This is a genomic window from Serratia sp. MF1(2023), from assembly GCF_030954545.1.
Taxonomy (GTDB): domain Bacteria; phylum Pseudomonadota; class Gammaproteobacteria; order Enterobacterales; family Enterobacteriaceae; genus Serratia; species Serratia sarumanii.
Genome location: NZ_JAVHUX010000008.1, coordinates 217,391 through 235,863 on the forward strand (window position 1 = coordinate 217,391; position 18,473 = coordinate 235,863).

Sequence of the window (18,473 nt, forward strand, 5' to 3'; positions counted from 1 at the left end):
TGCCTTTGTACTATCGCAATATTTCGTCAAGCATCCGCTTCACACCAAGCTCCCAATGCGGCAATGTCAGGCCAAATGTTTGTTGGAATTTTTCTGTACACAAACGAGAATTTAATGGACGTACAGCTGGCGTCGGGAAGGCAGTTGTCGGTACTGCAGTAATATTGGAAACCTTAAACTCAACACCTTTTGTTCTGGCATAATCTATGACCAACGAAGCATATGCATGCCAGGTTGTTTCGCCAGAAGCTATCAGATGATACACCCCACTCACTTCAGGGCGAAGCATGGCGGTTTTAATCGCATGTGCGGTGCAGTCGGCCAGCAACTCTGCTCCCGTTGGAGCCCCAAATTGATCGTTGATCACCGAAAGAGAATCACGTTCTTGCGCCAGACGAATCATCGTACGCGCAAAGTTATTGCCTTTTGCGGCATAGACCCAGCTGGTGCGGAAAATCAGGTAGCGTGACGCATATTTCTGAATCGCCTGCTCCCCACTCAACTTTGTTTGCCCATAAATATTCAGCGGCGATGTTGGGTCGTTTTCCGTCCAAGCCGATTCGCCGCGGCCGTTGAATACATAATCAGTAGAATAATGAACCAGCAGCGCTCCGACTTCTTCTGCAGCTTTAGCTAAAGCTGCGACTGATGTCGAATTAATGAGCTCTGCCAACTCCGTTTCATTTTCAGCCTTATCCACCGCGGTATGAGCGGCGGCATTAACAATAACATGCGGCTTTACACGCCGAACCGTTTCGGCGATCCCTTTCGGATTAGTGAAATCACCGCAATATTCTGTAGTATTGTAGTCGAGCACCACCACCTGTCCCAATGGCGCCAAGGCACGCTGTAATTCCCAACCAACTTGCCCATTTTTACCAAACAGTAAAATATTCATTTGCGCGATATCTCATCGTTGTTTAGCGCAGAAGCTGCACTAAACATTTCAAAAAATTAGCATTACTCACTATCCGTCAACGCTGTGGCATTCAGCCGCATCACAGCCATCCTACTTACAACAGTTAAGAAGAGTCATTTTTCGCCAAAAATTGTACATTCAAAGGTCAAAAAGCTCATTTAGCCACTGATTTATCGTACAGCCGGGAGTAGAATGTGTTGATGATTAGTGGGTATATCAAAAACTAAATTTCCGCGGCATTCGTCTAGTGCCTAGGAGGACAAACAATAGCAAATTTTGCTTATGTTTTTACTTTACCTAGCTATCATCCTGCCAAACGCCTACGGAACGGGGATTTCTCTTAACCCCTAAAAAAGCACGCTACCGCCCCTAGGTTTCAGCTCCCAGAGTGCTACGTGCCCGTTTATCTTCATCATTCAGCGTTCCCGCCTTCAGCTCACGCTGATTAAAGAAAAACAAAAAACCTCTTTTTAAACATAATGTTAATCATCCCACCCCCCTAGAAAACGGGATTTTCTATGATAAATTGTACCATTTGAACCTTTCAAACACGAACTAAATACCCACAAAAAACCTTCACAAGATTAAATATTGACCACTTGATGACGTTTGGCATTAGCGCTGAGAAACCGCAAAAAAAGCAATCAGACTTCGATGAAAGCAAAGCGATTTCTTATCGAAACAACTGTTCCCTTAAGATGAAAAGACGAATAATTCACTGCAAGTCGGAACCAATCGTCCCCTTTTATCGCGATCACAGAGAGGTGTAAGTAAGCCCTTAGGAGAGATAAAAAGTTCATGCTAGGCTCTCTAAGATGTTCCAAGCAGTGCCTGCGTCTTTGCCAACCGACCATTTATTGACATGAGAAGGGAGTGTAAGTATCCCTGACCTACCCCCAGTATTAGATACAACCGTCAGTTAGCAATGTCGGCTTGTTTACTTTCACATTTTCCATTTCGCCACCGTGCTGCAAACTCTGATGGCATCTGATAATTCAGTGCCGAATGTGGACGACACTCGTTATAATCCTGCCGCCAGTCATTAATGATTTTCCTGACGTGAACGATATCGTTGAACCAGTGCTCATTCAGACATTCATCGCGAAATCGTCCGTTAAAGCTCTCAATAAATCCGTTCTGCGCTGGCCTGCCTGGCTGGATTAAGCGCAACTCAACACCATGCTCAAAGGCCCATTGATCTAGTGCGCGGCAAGTAAACTCTGGTCCCTGGTCAGTTCTTATCGTCGCCGGATAGCCCTGAAACAGTGCAATGCTTTCCAGAATACGCGTTACCTGAACGCCTGAAATCCCGAATGCGGGGGTAATTGTCAGACACTCCTTCGTGAACTCGTCCACACAGGCCAGGCACTTTATCCTGCGACCGGTGGCCAGTGCGTCCATGACGAAATCAATCGACCAGGTCAGGTTGGGCGCTGCCGGGCGGAGCAGCGGCAGACGTTCCGTTGCCAGTCCTTTACGACGTCGTCTGCGTTTTACGCCCAGCCCGCTGTGATGCTAAAGGCGGTACACGCGCTTGTGATTAACCTGAAGGCCTTCACGGCGCAGTAACTGCCTGATGCGGCGGTAGCCAAAACGCCTGCGCTCCAGTGCCAGCTCAATAATGCGCCCCGATAAATGCGCGTCAGTCGCCGGACGCTGAGCTTCGTAGCGGCAGGTCGACAGAGACAAACCTGTAAGCCTGCTGGCACGACGTTGCGACAGACCGGTCGCATCACACATAAACTCAACGGTTCCCGCTTCTGGCCTGTCGTCAGTACTTTCGCCCCAGAGCCACCTGAAGCGCCTCCTTATCCAGCATGGCTTCGACAAGCAGCTTCTTGAGTCTGGCGTTCTCTTCCTCAAGCGACTTCAGGCGCTTAACCTCGGGCACCTCCATACCGCCATACTTCTTACGCCAGGTGTAAAAGGTGGCGTAAGAAGTATGGCGTGCTTACGGCATAGCTCCCGGGCAGAAACCCCGGCTTCAGCCTCGCGGAGGATACTGATGATCTGTTCGTCGGAAAAACTGTAGTGGTCAAGTAATATTGGCCACGGTTTTACAGTAAGAACGGTATCTGTTCTCTGATTCTTCTGGCGTCAGTCCACCGTTATAATGATGTGGTCTGACGCTATTGTAGTAATTCAATATATAGCGATTGATTTGCCGCCGGGCTTCGTCTTTTCCCACGTAGCCATTCGCTGGCACCCATTCTGTTTTCAGGCTGCGGAAGAAGCGTTCCATCGGGCTGTTATCCCAGCAGTTTCCCCGCCGACTGACGCTTTGCTTTATTCTGTAACGCCAGAGAAGTTGCTGATATTTCAGGCCTGTATACTGGCTTCCCTGATCGCTATGGAACATGACATCACGCGGTTGGCTACGCGTCTCATATGCCATCCGCAGAGCGTTGCTTATCAATGCTGTATCGGCATTCGCTGACAGACTCCAGCCGATAACTCTGCGGGCAAAAAGATCCATTACGACCGCCAGATAGCACCAGCGATTTCCTGCCCAGATATAAGTAATATCTCCGCACCATACCCGGTCTGGCTCCGGTACAGCGAACTGGCGCTCGAGCAGATTTGGCAGGCATGTATGCTCCTGACGGGCATTTTTGTACTGATATTTTCCGGGCTGACAACTGCTCAGGCTCAGGGACTTCATCAGACGCCCGGCACGGTAACGGCTCATCGGAATGCCGTTTTGGGTCAGCATTTCAGCCAGAGTGCGCGCGCCAGCAGAGCCACGGCTCTGGTTCCATGCCCGGCGTATCTCGCTGTACAACCTGACTCGCGCCGGATTAACAGTATCGCATCGTTTCTGCCAGTACCGGTAACTGCTACGGTGTACTCCCAGAGCGGAACAAAGTCTGACTACCGTGTGGCTGTCGCTCAGCCTGGCAATTATCGTGAACCGTTCAGTGAGTCGGACATCAAGAGCGCGGTAGCCTTTTTTAATATCGTATTCTGCTCCTCCAGGCGGCGAACCTGCTTTTCCAGCTCGCGGATACGCTGCTGCTCTGGGGTAATGGGGGTGGCAGAAGGCGTAATACCCTGGCGCTCTCGTCTGAGCTGGCGTACCCAAGATTCAAGCGTGGTAGAACCAACATTAACCGCTTCACTGGCTTGTCGATATGAGTAACCCTTATCAACGATCAACTGTGCACATTCCAGCCTGAACTCAGGGGTAAAAGTACGCTTAGTTTTCTTGTTCATTAAGTCACCTATTTTATGTTGAGGTGAGAATATCACCTTTAATCAGGTGGCCAAATTCACTGTGCCACTACAAACGCTTCTTCTGGGGATGTCCTCATGTGGCTTATGAAGACATTACTAACATCGCGGTGTATTAATCAACGGGGAGCAGGTCACACTTCATGTATATAATAATAAAACCCCAGGTAAAATATGAGAGCCATGTCAGGCCCTTATAAAAAATCTCTATAGGGGCTAGGAATTCTACATGCCCCATCGTTTTTCGTTTTATGCTTAATTAGTCTTTCATGCCTATTTATCACTATCAAGACATATCAATCAAGGTTAGCGATAACCATGTGGATTTTTGCTTTGCCAGTTCCAGGTATCGCGCATCATGCCATCGATACCCCGACTGACTTTCCAACCCAACTCCTGATAAGCCAGATCGGCGTTCGCCCAGAAAGCAGGCAAATCGCCATCGCGGCGAGGTAATATTTGGTAAGGGATCGTTACGCCGGACGCTTTTTCAAACGCCTGAACCATCGCCAGCACCGAGTGCCCTACGCCAGCCCCCAGGTTATAAGCCTTAAATCCGTTGATCTTCGGCAAATGATCCATGGCTTTCAGGTGGCCTTCAGCCAAATCCATGACATGGATGTAATCGCGCTCTCCCGTGCCGTCCTTCGTCGGATAATCTCCGCCGAAAATGCCCAGCTTTTCCAACTTGCCGATAGCCACCTGTGAGATGTAAGGCAGCAAGTTGTTGGGAATACCGTTAGGATCTTCGCCAATCAGGCCAGACTCGTGAGCCCCCACCGGATTGAAGTAACGCAAGGCAATAATCGAAAATTGCGGTTCAGCCTTAGCGAAATCTTGCAGGATCTGCTCCACCATCAGCTTGGACGTGCCATACGGGCTGGTTGTCCCGCCGATCGGTGTCGTCTCCACATAGGGCACCGGCGAATTGGCGCCATAGACAGTGGCGGAGGAACTGAAGATGAAATCATGCACGCCGGCACGGCGCATGGCGTCAAGTAACACCAGCGTGCCGGTAACATTATTCTGGTAGTATTCCAGCGGCTTACGCGTAGATTCCCCAACGGCCTTAAGGCCGGCGAAGTGGATCACAGCGGTAATCGTGTGCGCTGCAAAGATGCGATGCAGGCATTCAGCATCCTGAACATCGCCTTGGTAAAACACGGCGGCTTTTCCCGTCAGTTTCTCTACGCGGTGTAAAGACTCCGCTGACGAGTTCGACAGATTGTCCAACACCACCACGTCGTCGCCACGTTCCAGCAGAGATAAAACGGTGTGAGATCCAATGTAACCGGCACCACCGGTAACTAATATTGTCATTTCAACCTCTTATACCTCGGTTGTACCGAAAGATATCTCTTCGTATTTTAAGAAAGCTACCTGCAAGTCGCCTAAACAGGCCTGGATCGCAACTCAAAGGTATCACAACAACCTCTAAGCGAGAGCGGTAAAAACCGCCCTCATCACTGACTTATCGCAAAACCTCAAACAAACATTACGACCCTGCGGCCAACAGCGCCAAAATCTCGTCTGTTTTCTCTTGCATCAGCGCAACATCGGCACGTGATTCGACATTAAGACGTACCACAGGTTCCGTATTGGAGGAACGCAGATTGAAACGCCAGCCTGCGAACGCCATGCTGATGCCATCTGTGTAGTCTACCTCATCGGCATGCGGTAAATAGCGTTGTTTAACGCTTTCAATGGATATGGCTGGCTGAGCCAGTTTGATATTGATCTCACCGGAAGATGGGTAGGCGGCAATGCGATCCTGTACCAGTTGCCCCAGCGTTTGCCCCTTCACACTGACCAGCTCAGCGACCAGCAGCCACGGGATCATGCCACTGTCACAATAAGCAAAATCACGGAAATAGTGGTGGGCACTCATCTCTCCGCCATAAATGGCGTCTTCCGCACGCATGCGTTCCTTAATGAAAGCATGGCCGGTTTTCGACATCACAGGTACGCCCCCGGCACCGGTAACCACATCGACGGTGTTCCAACTCAGACGTGGATCGTGGATGATCTTCGCGCCCGGCTGTTTCTGCAAGAAGGCCTCCGCCAGCAAGCCGACGATATAATAACCCTCAATAAAATCGCCTTTTTCATCGAACAGGAAGCAGCGGTCGAAATCGCCGTCGAACGCAATGCCCATATCAGCGCTATGCTCACGCACCGCATCGGCGGTATCCGCGCGACACTCAGGCAGCAATGGGTTGGGAATACCGTTAGGGAAAGTGCCGTCCGGTTGGTGATGCACCTTGATAAACTCCAGCGGCACGCCCCGCGCCTTCAGTTGCGCTTCAATAGCATCGATCACATGCCCCGCCGCACCGTTGCCCGAGTTGATCACCAGCTTCAATGGTTTGAAATTTTTCACGTCGACGTAGGACAGAATGTGTTCTACATAAGCCCCTAATACGTCCTGGCGAACATAGCTACCGCGCATTGCAGTCGGGGCCTGAAATTGGTTTTTCTCCGCCAGTTCTTGGATCGCCCGTAACCCGGTATCGCCGCTAATCGGCCGAGAGCCCTCACGCACCAACTTCATGCCGTTGTAATCGATCGGGTTGTGGCTGGCGGTGACTTCCACGCCACCATCCGTTTTTAAATAGGTTGTGGCGAAATAGATTTCTTCGGTACCGGTTAAGCCGATGTCTATCACATCAGTGCCCGCATCCTGCAAACCCTTCGCCAGCGCCAGTTTCAGGCTTTCACTGGTTAACCGAACATCGCTGCCCAACACGATATTTTTGGGCTTCAAAAACTCGCCGTAGGCGCGTCCAATACGATACGCGATGTCCTCATTCAGCTCTTCGCCCAGCTTTCCCCGAATGTCATAAGCTTTAAAACACGTCAATTTTTGCATTACCAAACCCTATTAAACTCTGCCATAGCGATCTTGCAAACGCTCAATATCATCTTCTTCCAGATAGTGCCCCGACCTGACCTCGATCATTTCCAAATCGATTTTTCCCGGGTTTTCTAACGTATGGACACTGCCCGCAGGAATGAAGGTAGACTGATTTTCCGACAAGAAGAACTCTTGATCATCAACGTTAACTCTTGCTGTCCCACTCACGACGACCCAATGTTCGGCACGGTGGAGATGGCGTTGTACCGACAGCCCCTCCCCTGGCCGCACAATGATTTTCTTCACCTGGAAGTGCGTGCCGCTGTCGATATCGCAAATCTTGCCCCAGGGACGATAGGCGGTGGAATGCTGGCGAAAATGATGAAGATTGCGTTTTTTAAGCTCATCAACCACTTTCTTCACATCCTGCACCTTGTCCTTGTGAGCGATTAGCAAGGCATCACTGGTGTTGACCACAACCAGGTTTTCCAACCCGATGGTCGCCACCAACGCGGACTCAGAGGAAATGTAGTTATCATTGGAATCGATTGAGATAATTTCACCCACGTTGACATTACCCAAATGATCCTTCTTTGACACTTCCCACAATGAGGACCAGGAACCGACGTCACTCCAGCCCGCATCAATAGGAATCACCACCGCGTCATGTGTCTTTTCCATCACCGCATAGTCGATGGAGTCACTAGGGCAGTGCTTGAAGATGTCTTGCTCAACCCGGATAAAATTCATGTCGCGTTGACTGTTGCTCACAGACTGCTGGGTTGTGCTGAAAATTTCAGGACTGAACTGCCGCAGTTCCTGCAGGAATTTGGCCGTCTTGAACATAAACATACCGCTATTCCAGCTGTAATCACCGCTGGCGAGGTATTCGACCGCTTTCTCCAAACGCGGCTTCTCAACGAACGAATCAACTTTGAAACATGCATTGGAAAGGTGCTCGCCACGCTTAATATAGCCATAGCCCGTTTCAGGGTGCTCAGGGATAATGCCAAACGTGACCAATTGGTTGTTTTCTGCAAACGAAATAGCCGTCTGAATAGCCGCGTGAAAATTATCCACTTTGGTGATCAGATGGTCCGCTGCCAGCACCAAAAGCATACTCTCTTCGTCTTCCTCTGCAGCAAGATGAGCGGCTAACGCCACTGCTGGGGCAGTATTACGCCCTACGGGCTCTAAAATAATATTGGTCGCTAATTGTCCAATTTCACGTAATTGTTCGGCAACTAAAAAACGGTGTTCCTCGTTGCAGATGACCAGAGGAGCAGCAACTTCGATACCGGTCAGACCCGACAAACGCTGTAACGTTTGTTGCAGCAGGCTCACCCCGCTGTCATCAATAGATAAAAACTGTTTAGGAAACGATTCTCGCGACATCGGCCACAGACGACTCCCAGTACCACCGGCCATAACCACAGGAATTAGTTTGGACATTATCTACCCTTTACTCAGCCATCGTTCTTACAAGGACGCCGCCGCACGTCAGCAGCATCACTCTAAAATTCGTACGGATATTAACCAATCGTTACACTTTGCGAAAAGCATGCATCCTTCTAACCTACCGTTCCTTAACAGAAAATTATGTATAAAAATAAACCAGGTAAGTATAAATACAGAAGGAACTACCAGCCAATAACATAACGTATTAACGCAAAAAAGAGCAGCATAGTGCTGCTCTTTCAGATTAATGCTCATAGTGAATATGTTGCTAGCGACTGCGGGCAAAATACTGCGCTACCCGCATAACATCTTTTTCATCCAACGTACCGGAGTCGCTCAGCAAGGTAATCCACGACTTGATGTAGGCGTACTTGGCGGAGGCCAGATCGCGCTGGGCGCTATAGAGCTGCTGTTCGGCGTTGAGCACGTCAACGTTGACACGTTGCCCGGCCAGCACGCTTTGCCGGGTCGCCGTCACCTGTGTGGTGGCCGATTGTACCGCCAGCTCATAGGCCGCCACCTTGGCGCGGCTGCTGATGCACAGATTGTACTGCTTGCGCAGATCGTTGAGCGTGGTGCCCGTCTGCGCATCCATCTCATACATCGCCTGGCCATAGCGCGCCGCCGCCTGCCGGGTCGACGCCGAAACGCCGCCGCCGGAATAAATAGGCATGCTGACCTGCACGCCGATGCTGTCGGTGCGGTATTTCTGGTTAACCGTGTTATCGCTGCTGGAGTCGTTTTCCGAATGCGAAGCATACAGCTGAACCTGCGGCATAAAGCCCGCCCGATTCCTTTCAACGTCATACTTGGCGGCATCCACGCCATGACGCGAGGCGGCCAGCACCGGGTTATTCTCCAGCGCGATCTTTTGCCACTCTTCAAACTTGGACGGGATCAGCGGCGCCACCTTGAACTTGCCCGGCCGCAACACCTGTAATTCATCCAGCTGGTTCAGCGGCATGCCGATAATCACTTCCAATTCGCGCTGCGCGGCATCCAGCGCATCGCGCGCTTCGATGACCTGCGCTTCGGCCAGGCTGTAGCGTGCCTGGGTTTCCGATACGTCGGTAATGGTGCCTTCACCGGCGCTCATCAGGCGATCGTTCAAGGTCAGCTGTTCCTTGTAAGCCGCCTTTTGCGCTTCGGCCAACGCGATTTGATCCTTGGAATAGGCCACTTCGACATAGGCGTTAATCACCCTAACCGCAAGATCCAGCAACTTACCGCGATAGCGCTCGTCCGACATCATCGTCTGCGCGACGCCGGCTTTGTAGCGCGCGTACGCTTCATAATCGAACAGCGGCTGCGTCAGCGTGATCGAACTGGAATAACTGCGATATTGCTGCCGCCGGGTGACCTCCGAAACATTGCCGAAAAAGTCGCTCTGCGGATATTTTTGCGTCTGCCAGTTGCGCGGCGAATTCTGATAGTTCAGCGACACTTTCGGCAGCAGCCCCGCCCTGCCGATGTTTTCGTTCTCATCTCCCGCTTCTTTCTCTTTTATAGCCGCCCGGAAAGTCGGGTCCTTTTCTAATGCCAGCGAATATGCGTCTAAAATCCCTATCGAATAAACCGGCGCAGATATCGCAAACAAAAGGGTGCCGATAACCAGACCGGCAGCCTGTCGTTTTGATTGAATCAAAATTATTCCTCGGTTAATGAAGTATGAGCGCGATCCAAAATAGGTTTAAACAGATAGCTCAGCAGCGAGCGTGACCCCGTTTTCACGAACACCTCCACCGGCATCCCCGGCTTGATGTCCTCGCCACTGAGCATCTTCATGCCCTCCGGCGAGACCGTGACCTGCATCTGGTAGTAAGGCTCGCCGTTGGCTTTGTCGACCAGGCGATCGGCGGAAACCAACGTGACCGTTCCCGGAATTTTCGGGGTTTTGTTTTGGTTGAAGGCGGTAAACATCAGATCCACCGGCAACCCGTTATACACCTTGTCGATCAGGTCGACTTTGAGGCGAGAATCCACCACCAATGTCGCCTGGCTGGGTACAACGTCCATCAGGTGGTCACCCGCTCCCACGACGCCCCCCTGAGTGAAGATATTCAATCCGACCACGGTGCCGTCCACCGGTGAGGTGATGGCAGTGTTGCCCAGATCGAAATCGGCCATTTGCAGCTTATTGCGAAACTCGCTGGCGTCCATTTGGGTTTGCGCCAGTTGCGTTCTGACCTCGCGCTGATAGTCGGCGAAACGCTGGTCGATACGCTGCTGAGATTCCTGCAGCTGCTTTTGCAGCTGGCCAATCCGCCCGACGGTTTCATCGATGCTGCTGTTCACCTCGGCAAACTGACGCTGCACTTCCAGGTAGCGGTTGCGCGGCAGGTAGCCGTCCGCCGCCAGTTGCTTCATGCTGTTCATCTGCTCACGCAGGCTGGAAAGTTGAATCTGCTTGTTGGCGCGCGAATCCTGCAGGCCTTTCAATTGGAAACGAATCCCGTCCATCGACTGCTTATAACCATCAATTTCACTTTGCAGCCCCTGGCGGCGGGAGGCGAACAGCTGCGTTTGCAACGCGATGATTTCAGCCACGCGCGGCTGAGTTTTGATCTGGGCAAAAATAGGGGAAAAAGTGACGTTGCTCAGACCGTCGCGCTCGGCGAGTAAACGCCCTTCGGTGGCCAGCGTGGTGTAGTACTGGTCGCGCAGGGAATCGACCTGCGCCTGTGCCTGCACCTGGCTCAACTGCACCAGGACTTCTCCGGCTTTCACCTTGTCGCCGTCTTTCACCGCGATATTCTTGATGATGCCGCTGGCCGGGGCCTGCACCGTTTTGCGGTTGCCGGAAACGGTTACCGATCCCGGCGATGCCACCCCTTTATCCAGAGGCGCGAACGCTGCCCAGGCCAAAAATCCGAACAGACCAATTCCCACCACCAGCCAGCCCATCCGGGTAAACCGCCGTTCATCCTGCGGGATCTCTTCAATATACGAGTCTTGCGGCTCGCCAATGTGCGTCGACATACCAACTCCTTTAAACTGCGGACGGCAATAAAGCCGTCAGGCAATTCACGGCTTAATTAATTTGCGTTTTCGGGATATTGCCTTCATCCGGCTCGGAATTTACCGCCCTCACCGCTTGCTGAGGCGGTTGCGCCTGCGCTTTTTGCGCATTGGCTAACGCCTGAAGCACTTGTTGAGTCGGGCCGAATGCGTTGACGTTGCCATTTACCAGGAGCAACAGCTTGCTGGTCATCGACAGCAAATTGGTGCGATGGGTAATCAGAACCACCGTTTTATTACGTTGCTTGAGGAACATAATGGCCTGGTTCAACGCTTTCTCGCCCGCATCATCCAGGTTGGAGTTAGGCTCATCCAATACCACCAGCGAAGGGTCGCCATACAATGCGCGCGCCAGGCCGATACGCTGTTTCTGTCCACCGGAAAGCCCAGCGCCACCGTTGCCGAGCACCGAATCGTAGCCGTTAGGGAAACGCAGGATCAGTTCGTGCACGCCGGCCAGCTTGGCGGCTTCAATGACTTTCTCTGAGTCAATATCGTTAAAGCGGGCGATATTCTCGGCGATAGTCCCGGCAAACAGCTCAATGTCCTGTGGCAGATAGCCGATATACGGCCCCAACTCATCCTTGTTCCACTGATAGATGTCGGCATTATCCAACCGAACAATCCCTTCGCTGACCGGCCAAATGCCGACCAGCAAACGCGCCAGCGTCGATTTCCCCGACGCGCTCGGGCCAATGATCCCCAGCACGTCACCGGGCTGGATGGCAAAACTCACGTTATGCAATACCGCATCGCCTTGGGATCCCGGCGGCGTGGCGGTGACGCCTTCTACGGCCAGCATCCCTTCCGGGCGCGGCAAGGACATGCCGGTACCCCGTTGCGGATGCGTTTCCAGCAGCTTGACCAACCGGCCATAAGAAAGCTTCGCCGCGCTGTAGCTCTTCCAGACGTTAATAACCTGCTCAATCGGCGCTAGGGTTCGCCCCATCAGAATGGAACCGGCTATCATCATACCGGGCGTGATGTGCCCATCGATCGCCAGCCAGCCCCCCAGCCCCAGCACCAATGATTGCAGCGACATGCGCACAAACTTGGTGATCGACGTGACCCGCGATGCGCGTTCGCTGGCGATGCGCTGACTGTTCAAGAACCGCTGGTGCAGACCGAACCACCGGCGTTTCAGGTTGGGCAACATCCCCAAAGCTTCGATCACTTCGGCATTGCGCAGATTGGTGCTGGCCAGCGTCCCGGACATAATCGACAGCTTGCTGGCTTCCGCCAGCGGCTTTTTCGACACCATTTCGTTGATCACCGCCAATGCGATCAGCAACAGCGCACCGACCAGAGCGAAAAGCCCCAACCAAGGGTTAAAGAGGAATATCACCAACAGATAGATTGGAAACCACGGCGCATCAAAGAAGGCGAACAGCGCGCTGCCGGTGAGGAATTGGCGCAGATTGGTCAAATCGCTCAGCATCTGGCCGGCATCAGACGAGCCGTTTTTCAGATTCGCCTCGTAGGCCGCGGTATAGACTCGCGTGTTGAGCCGCATATCCAGCTGGCTGCCGATACGGATCACCACCATGCTGCGCACGTATTCCAACAGCGACATCATGCCGAACATGCCCAGCATGATCAGCGTCAGCATCAACAGCGTGATTTCATTGCGAGAAGGAAGCACCCGGTCATAAACCTGGAGCATATAGATAGAAGGAACTAGCATTAATAAATTAATAAATGCGGTAAATATGCCAACGGTCCAGAAAACCTTGCTGCGAGTCCGTATAACATCCGCAATTTCATTGCGCGGTATAAATTGATTCACTTTCTGCCCTTACATCATGTGCACTGTCAGTCAAAATCCGCATTGGACTCTTATAAGGAAAATCCTAAAAAGGGAAAAATAAAATAAATCCTAAAGAACCCCCCCCCCCAGACATGCTCGAGACTGCAGATACTTTTCCTAACTATAGGTAGAGAAAGCGGATACCAGCAAGGCCGTAAGCAAAAAAAATCGCATCACAAACCACAGAAAAAAACAAATGAAAACAGTGGGATAAATAATAGGCGGGGCAAAGCGGGTTTAGTACGAAAGGGAATAAATTAGAGATAATGACGTAGTTCACAAATTTCAAAGAATACGGGGTGTTTATACACCCCGTATTATTTATTGACTAACAGTTTCAATGGGAATTATAACCCACTGGAACTCATACTTACGCGTAGTGCAGCGTATCCACCAATTGCTGGTGGTTTTGCCCAGTCAGGTATACCACGGTATCGTTGAGGTCCAGCGAGTGGTTATCGTTGTTGTCGATAATCACGTAAGAGCTGGCAGTGTTACCGCCACCGCTGAATACAACGGATGCCACACCCACTTTCGACGTCAGCGAGTTGCTGCTATCCAGGCCAAGAATACCGCCCAGCAGGCCGATAACGCCATTGGTCAAACCGCCCACCAGTGTCCCCAACAATGCATCCAACGTGTCGGCAGAACGCGTACCGTAGTTCGCTACCGCGGTGCCGCTGGCGTCATCGGAGATAGTCAGGCCGCCATGGTTCACGTCGACAATCGAGTCCTTGAGGCTATTAAAGTCCTTGATGGTCACACCCGCCTGCGTGTTACTGGCCTTGATGTCGTAGGTGTTGGCACCTGCGCCGCCGGTCAGCGTGGTGTTGCCAATCACGCCCAGAGTATCGGCAGCACTGGAACCTTCTACGGTCATTTGGTAACCGTTCAGACCCAACGCCGTCAACACCGGTGCCAACAGGTTGGTGGTGACAACGCTCAGCGGCAGAATGTTCAGCAACTGAATGATGATACCGTCACCGGTACCGCCATGGTTGGAGTCGAGATTCAGCCCCGCGGTATTGGTGGACGCATTGATATCACGTACGTTGCTGAAACCGCTGCCCACCGTCAGATCCAGCGCGTGATCACCGGTCACGTTGATGGTCTGAACCTGCGCATTGGTGCCGGCCAATGACAGAATATTGTCAAAGCTGCCGGTACCGCCCGAGGCCACGTTAACCGTGGTCAGAGCGGTGCCCAACAAGGCGCTGCTGCTGCTGTTGAGAGTGATGGCACCGGCATTCACGTTGGCAGAACTCACCGCATCGAAGTTGATATTGAAGTGATCGGTGGCGTTCTGGACAAAGGTGAAGTTCAGCGTACTGGCAGCGGTCGCGTCCCCTTTCACTGCCAACTGCGCGGCGTTGCCGCCGGCGGCGTTGATGACGTTGACGTTAGCCAGACCGGAGACCACAAACCCCTGAGTGCCGAGATTGGTGGCCGCTGCGTTCTGCGTAACCGTGCCGCCGGTGGTGCCTTCGACCGTGGACGTGCCGTTGGTCAGGCCAAAGTCAAAGGTGTTGTTTGGCGTGGTCACGCTGGTGGTAGTCGGTGAACCGATCAGCGGCGTCGTAATCAGCGTGCCGACGGACTTGCCGATATAGCCGGTCAGGTCGATCTGCTCGAAGTTCGAGAAGTTGTTGGCGTTGCTGGTCACGGTGCTGGTACGAACGCCCAGGGCGTTTTGGTTGGTCACCACGGTTTTGGTGATGAAGTTGGCGGAGATGGAGTCCGTACCCGCGCCGCCATTAGCGGAGATGCCGGCGCCGACGGTGTTGGCTGCGCCGGTTGCCGCATTCCCCGCCCATTTCAGCGAGTCGTTGCCGTTGCCAAGGTTAAAGTCGCCGGTGCCCGTGGCGATGTTGGCCGTCGACGTTACGATGACATCATCATTCCCGGAACTGGCGTTCAGAATCACGTTGCCATTGTTAACGGTAATATCGACACCGGGGTTAACACCGTTGTCAGACAGGTTGACCGTTGCTGCGCTGGTGCCGTTGATGGTCAGATTCGCCAGGTGATCGGCGAACTTCAGATTGACGGTACTGGCGGCATTGGCGTTCAGTTGAACATTCGTGAGTACCGCTGTTTCGGCGTTGCTCAGAGCATGGCTGGAGGCTGTATTAACTGTTCCTGTAGCATTACCTCCGCCAGTGGTGACAGACAAAGCGGCAGCCGTCTTGTAAAGCAAACTTGAGCCAATGCCAAATTCAAATGCGTGTTGCTGTGAAACTGTCGTGGCATCGGTTGCTGTCGAACTGCGCATGTCATTGATAATAGCTTGAGCAATAATAGCTTTATCGGTGCCAAGCGCAGAATATGTGGCCAATTGTTGCTGAGTAGCAGCAACACCATGAACCAAGGTATAAACATGCTGAATATATGCGTCGCCGGTAAGTGAACCAACCTTTTGTTGATACTCCGGAGTAAGTAGTTGTTTATTAATTACATCAACGTAACTCGTTCCCCGCAGTAAATCAGTACTCCAGTACTTCAAACCGCTAGAATCGACTTGCCGCCCAGGAATACCTAAATACAATGCAGCAATTTGTTCCTGAAGGTTCAATGGGGGCAAGCTGGCTGTCGAAGAGTAGAGAATAGAGTCAATTTTGTTGGTGAATGTAAGTTGTGAACTTAACAAACTAGGATCAAACCCTTCATAATTCAGTACAGTATTTACGATTGAAGAAAGCACAACAGATAAACTCCCTGTAGCCAAAAGATCGGTGACTGTCGTTGGACTTGGTGCAGAACCATACACCAACGTATAAACTTTAGTGACAATATCTGCACTACTTTTCCCTTGGTAAAGAGCAATACCCTCCGGGCTTGTTAGTAAAAAGTTTGCAAAACTGCTAATTGTATACTTCCCCGTTTCGAGACTCTCACCAAAATTTTTGAATGAGTACTCACTCGGGCTACGCCCTAAAACCGCGTAAAAAATCGCAGCAGCGGTCTGCTGATTCGCTAGAGAAGCCATAAATTACCCCTTTAGAAAACTAACCTCAAAATCATCCGAACGAGCGAATGATGAGGGAAAATGTCCGAATCATAAGGTTTGCAGAGACAGAACTTACATCTCTACAAACTAAATAAAGAAGGTAACCAAAATTTTGTCAAGTAACACTGACATATATTATTTAGTGGTTTTTTTTCTTACTTTTCAATGCCTCTCAAGAATATAGAGCAAATAAAAACAGATGAGAGTGCTGACTATATATTTTTTCACAATGCGGATTTATGAAATACATCATAAAAAATACCATTGACAATAATCGATTCATCGACTACTTACCACGAACACTCGTATCGGTATAGTTAGTTTTTAACGCAGATAAACCATCAGTCACCTCAACTCCGGTTGCACTTTTGTCAACAAATAAGTCATACAAATAGTTACCAGAATCGGACGATAAATCAATTTTTGCGTTATTTCCTGAGAATACACCAACGGCATTGTATTTTCCCTTTTGATTTGCACCACTGTTTTTAACATCAGCTGTGAGAGCGACATTTTTAAAGTCTTTCAAAACGACACCATCAAGTAGTGAGTCTCTGACTACTGCACTGATTTTGGAGTCCGTGGCATTTAGCACCTGAAGAGCAACGCCTTTAGTCATCGAAGACTTGATAGAAATTAAACTGCTGTTCAGAGTATCAATGTAACCTCCGCCGCGGCCGGAATTATTTATTGTTAGATCTGCTACCACATCATGGCTTTTCTCGATTAAAACAGCATTATTGAATCCAGCAAGGGCAACATTATCCGCCAATAATTTAATTTTCCCAGAACAATCACGTAGATGAATAGCACCTCCCTCAACCTGTGAAACAGAAAAATCACAATCAGCATCAGCGACATGGAGTAATTCTATGGAAAAATCTCTTGCACTCGACTGATTTTTAACAACATTATTATTAGAAATAAAGCCACGAACATATCTTGCACCAATAGCAACCTTTTTTATATTTTCAAAGGTATTACCAGATGCTGTAACATTTGATATCCAGTTATTTGAGAAAGCCAGTGAGCTTTTTACCGTACCAATTCCAAGGCCACCATAACAGTTGAGAAAATAGTTATTATTAAACACGCCGTTACTGGACTCGTGTGCGTTATCCGCATCTTCAGCATTATTGGCAATCGCTGCTCCTTTTTTACCCAAGCCGATATTTTCAAATCGGCAACCTATCACGCTGACACCCCGCCCTTTGATAACAATACCATCACCACCAGACTGCACTTTTGCAGTATCTGAAAAAAAACATCCATCGATGAACTTGATGTCATAGCACGTTTTTCTGACCACGACACTATCTTGCCCAGAGTTCGTGAATGAGCATTTTTTAAATGTTATCCCGTGACAGTTCATTTGCATGGCAAGATTATCAAATTTAGCATTCTTAAAAATTACACTATCAAAAAGGCAATCGCTCCAATCATGTAGAGTATTCTCTGCATAGAGGAATCCAACCTTTCCAGCTGTATCGTGATAATCAGTATCAATAGTCAGATCTTTAAACACTGCACCTCGCACTCCTGAGCTAGAGTGCCGAATATCGTTGGGTGCATTTTCAGCTGTCACTGGAGAAGTGATAAATGGAAACCGATGAGCATCAGAGGATGTAGGGAGGCATTTTATCGTCGCATTATTTCCGATCCATCCAGCTGCTCCGGAATGACTGACCGGCCTGCCATAGTAATAAACTCTATCTTTAACCAACTGTACGGGTTTTTTTGATAAATGTTGAGCTATCTCCATCAGTGCACTATCGTCTTTACCCGTACCACCACCGAGGCTTTCGATGGAAAAGAAACCATTTTTAGCTGCCAGAGAAAAGGCTTTTCCTTCAGAATCAAAAAGTAATGCTTTGTTGTTTAATATCCCTATATCGCTCCACCCCTTACCTGCCATATCCTTATTATCTTCTGAAGGTTCACGATTCAAACGAACGGTAGAGGAGCCAGAGTAGTCAGAAGCAAAGACACTCGCCAGTACACTCTCAAGTCCGTCAGGCATGACGTTTTTTTTAATTGACTCAAGTGTTATTAGTTGCGAGTTTTCGGTAGAAAGACTCTTGGCAAAAGCAAGGGAAAAACGAGCTTCAACTCCAACCCACAAAGCCAACAGACTAACTTCCTTTAAAAAAAAACGTCTATTCATACACGCCTCCTGGTC

The 18,473-nt window shown here is 50.3% G+C and carries 11 protein-coding genes and 1 pseudogene; all 12 read right to left on the reverse strand.

Annotated features, from left to right (window positions below):
• Positions 1–10: 10 nt before the first annotated feature.
• On the reverse strand, positions 11–898 hold the full coding sequence (gene rfbD, locus REA38_RS03920; RefSeq protein ID WP_164134078.1) for a dTDP-4-dehydrorhamnose reductase: 888 nt from the start codon (positions 896–898) through the stop codon (positions 11–13).
• 936 nt (positions 899–1,834) lie between these two features.
• A pseudogene (locus tag REA38_RS03925) lies at positions 1,835–2,965 on the reverse strand (IS3 family transposase).
• On the reverse strand, positions 2,955–3,701 hold the full coding sequence (locus tag REA38_RS03930) for an IS3 family transposase (protein ID WP_072265041.1): 747 nt from the start codon (positions 3,699–3,701) through the stop codon (positions 2,955–2,957). Before REA38_RS03930 ends, REA38_RS03925 begins: the two are co-directional and overlap by 11 nt.
• Positions 3,702–3,820: 119 nt before the next feature.
• Complete coding sequence (locus REA38_RS03935; RefSeq protein ID WP_060422833.1) at positions 3,821–4,132, reverse strand: IS3 family transposase; 312 nt, start codon at positions 4,130–4,132, stop codon at positions 3,821–3,823.
• 324 nt (positions 4,133–4,456) lie between these two features.
• A complete protein-coding gene (gene galE / locus REA38_RS03940) occupies positions 4,457–5,470 on the reverse strand; it encodes a UDP-glucose 4-epimerase GalE (protein ID WP_308885056.1) in 1,014 nt (337 codons plus the stop codon).
• Positions 5,471–5,645: 175 nt separating this feature from the next.
• Positions 5,646–7,019 (reverse strand): phosphomannomutase CpsG, encoded by a 1,374-nt coding sequence (cpsG, locus tag REA38_RS03945; RefSeq protein WP_308885058.1) that lies wholly within the window; start codon positions 7,017–7,019, stop codon positions 5,646–5,648.
• Positions 7,020–7,031: 12 nt separating this feature from the next.
• Entirely contained in the window at positions 7,032–8,456 is a 1,425-nt protein-coding gene (locus REA38_RS03950) for a mannose-1-phosphate guanylyltransferase/mannose-6-phosphate isomerase (RefSeq protein WP_164134076.1), read from the reverse strand.
• A gap of 274 nt (positions 8,457–8,730) precedes the next feature.
• The gene (locus REA38_RS03955; RefSeq protein ID WP_016928415.1) at positions 8,731–10,107 is read right to left on the reverse strand and encodes a TolC family outer membrane protein; all 1,377 of its coding nucleotides are present in this window, start codon (positions 10,105–10,107) and stop codon (positions 8,731–8,733) included.
• Between the two features lie 2 nt (positions 10,108–10,109).
• Entirely contained in the window at positions 10,110–11,441 is a 1,332-nt protein-coding gene (locus tag REA38_RS03960; RefSeq protein WP_033637755.1) for an HlyD family type I secretion periplasmic adaptor subunit, read from the reverse strand.
• 52 nt (positions 11,442–11,493) lie between these two features.
• Positions 11,494–13,266 carry a type I secretion system permease/ATPase gene (locus tag REA38_RS03965; protein ID WP_308885060.1) on the reverse strand — a complete coding sequence of 591 codons (1,773 nt, stop codon included), beginning with the start codon at positions 13,264–13,266 and terminating at the stop codon, positions 11,494–11,496.
• Positions 13,267–13,657: 391 nt separating this feature from the next.
• Positions 13,658–16,273, reverse strand: coding sequence for a DUF4214 domain-containing protein (locus REA38_RS03970; protein ID WP_308885061.1), 2,616 nt, complete (start codon positions 16,271–16,273; stop codon positions 13,658–13,660).
• Between the two features lie 307 nt (positions 16,274–16,580).
• Positions 16,581–18,458, reverse strand: coding sequence for a right-handed parallel beta-helix repeat-containing protein (locus REA38_RS03975; RefSeq protein ID WP_154232800.1), 1,878 nt, complete (start codon positions 18,456–18,458; stop codon positions 16,581–16,583).
• Positions 18,459–18,473: the final 15 nt, after the last annotated feature.

Excerpts from the sequence above, each read along its gene's own strand:
- rfbD (WP_164134078.1), bottom strand. The coding sequence starts at position 898 with ATGAATATTTTACTGTTTGGTAAAAATGGGCAAGTTGGTTGGGAATTA.
- REA38_RS03935 (WP_060422833.1), bottom strand. The coding sequence starts at position 4,132 with ATGAACAAGAAAACTAAGCGTACTTTTACCCCTGAGTTCAGGCTGGAA.
- galE (WP_308885056.1), bottom strand. The coding sequence starts at position 5,470 with ATGACAATATTAGTTACCGGTGGTGCCGGTTACATTGGATCTCACACC.
- cpsG (WP_308885058.1), bottom strand. The coding sequence starts at position 7,019 with ATGCAAAAATTGACGTGTTTTAAAGCTTATGACATTCGGGGAAAGCTG.
- REA38_RS03950 (WP_164134076.1), bottom strand. The coding sequence starts at position 8,456 with ATGTCCAAACTAATTCCTGTGGTTATGGCCGGTGGTACTGGGAGTCGT.
- REA38_RS03960 (WP_033637755.1), bottom strand. The coding sequence starts at position 11,441 with ATGTCGACGCACATTGGCGAGCCGCAAGACTCGTATATTGAAGAGATC.
- REA38_RS03970 (WP_308885061.1), bottom strand. The coding sequence starts at position 16,273 with ATGGCTTCTCTAGCGAATCAGCAGACCGCTGCTGCGATTTTTTACGCG.
- REA38_RS03975 (WP_154232800.1), bottom strand. The coding sequence starts at position 18,458 with ATGAATAGACGTTTTTTTTTAAAGGAAGTTAGTCTGTTGGCTTTGTGG.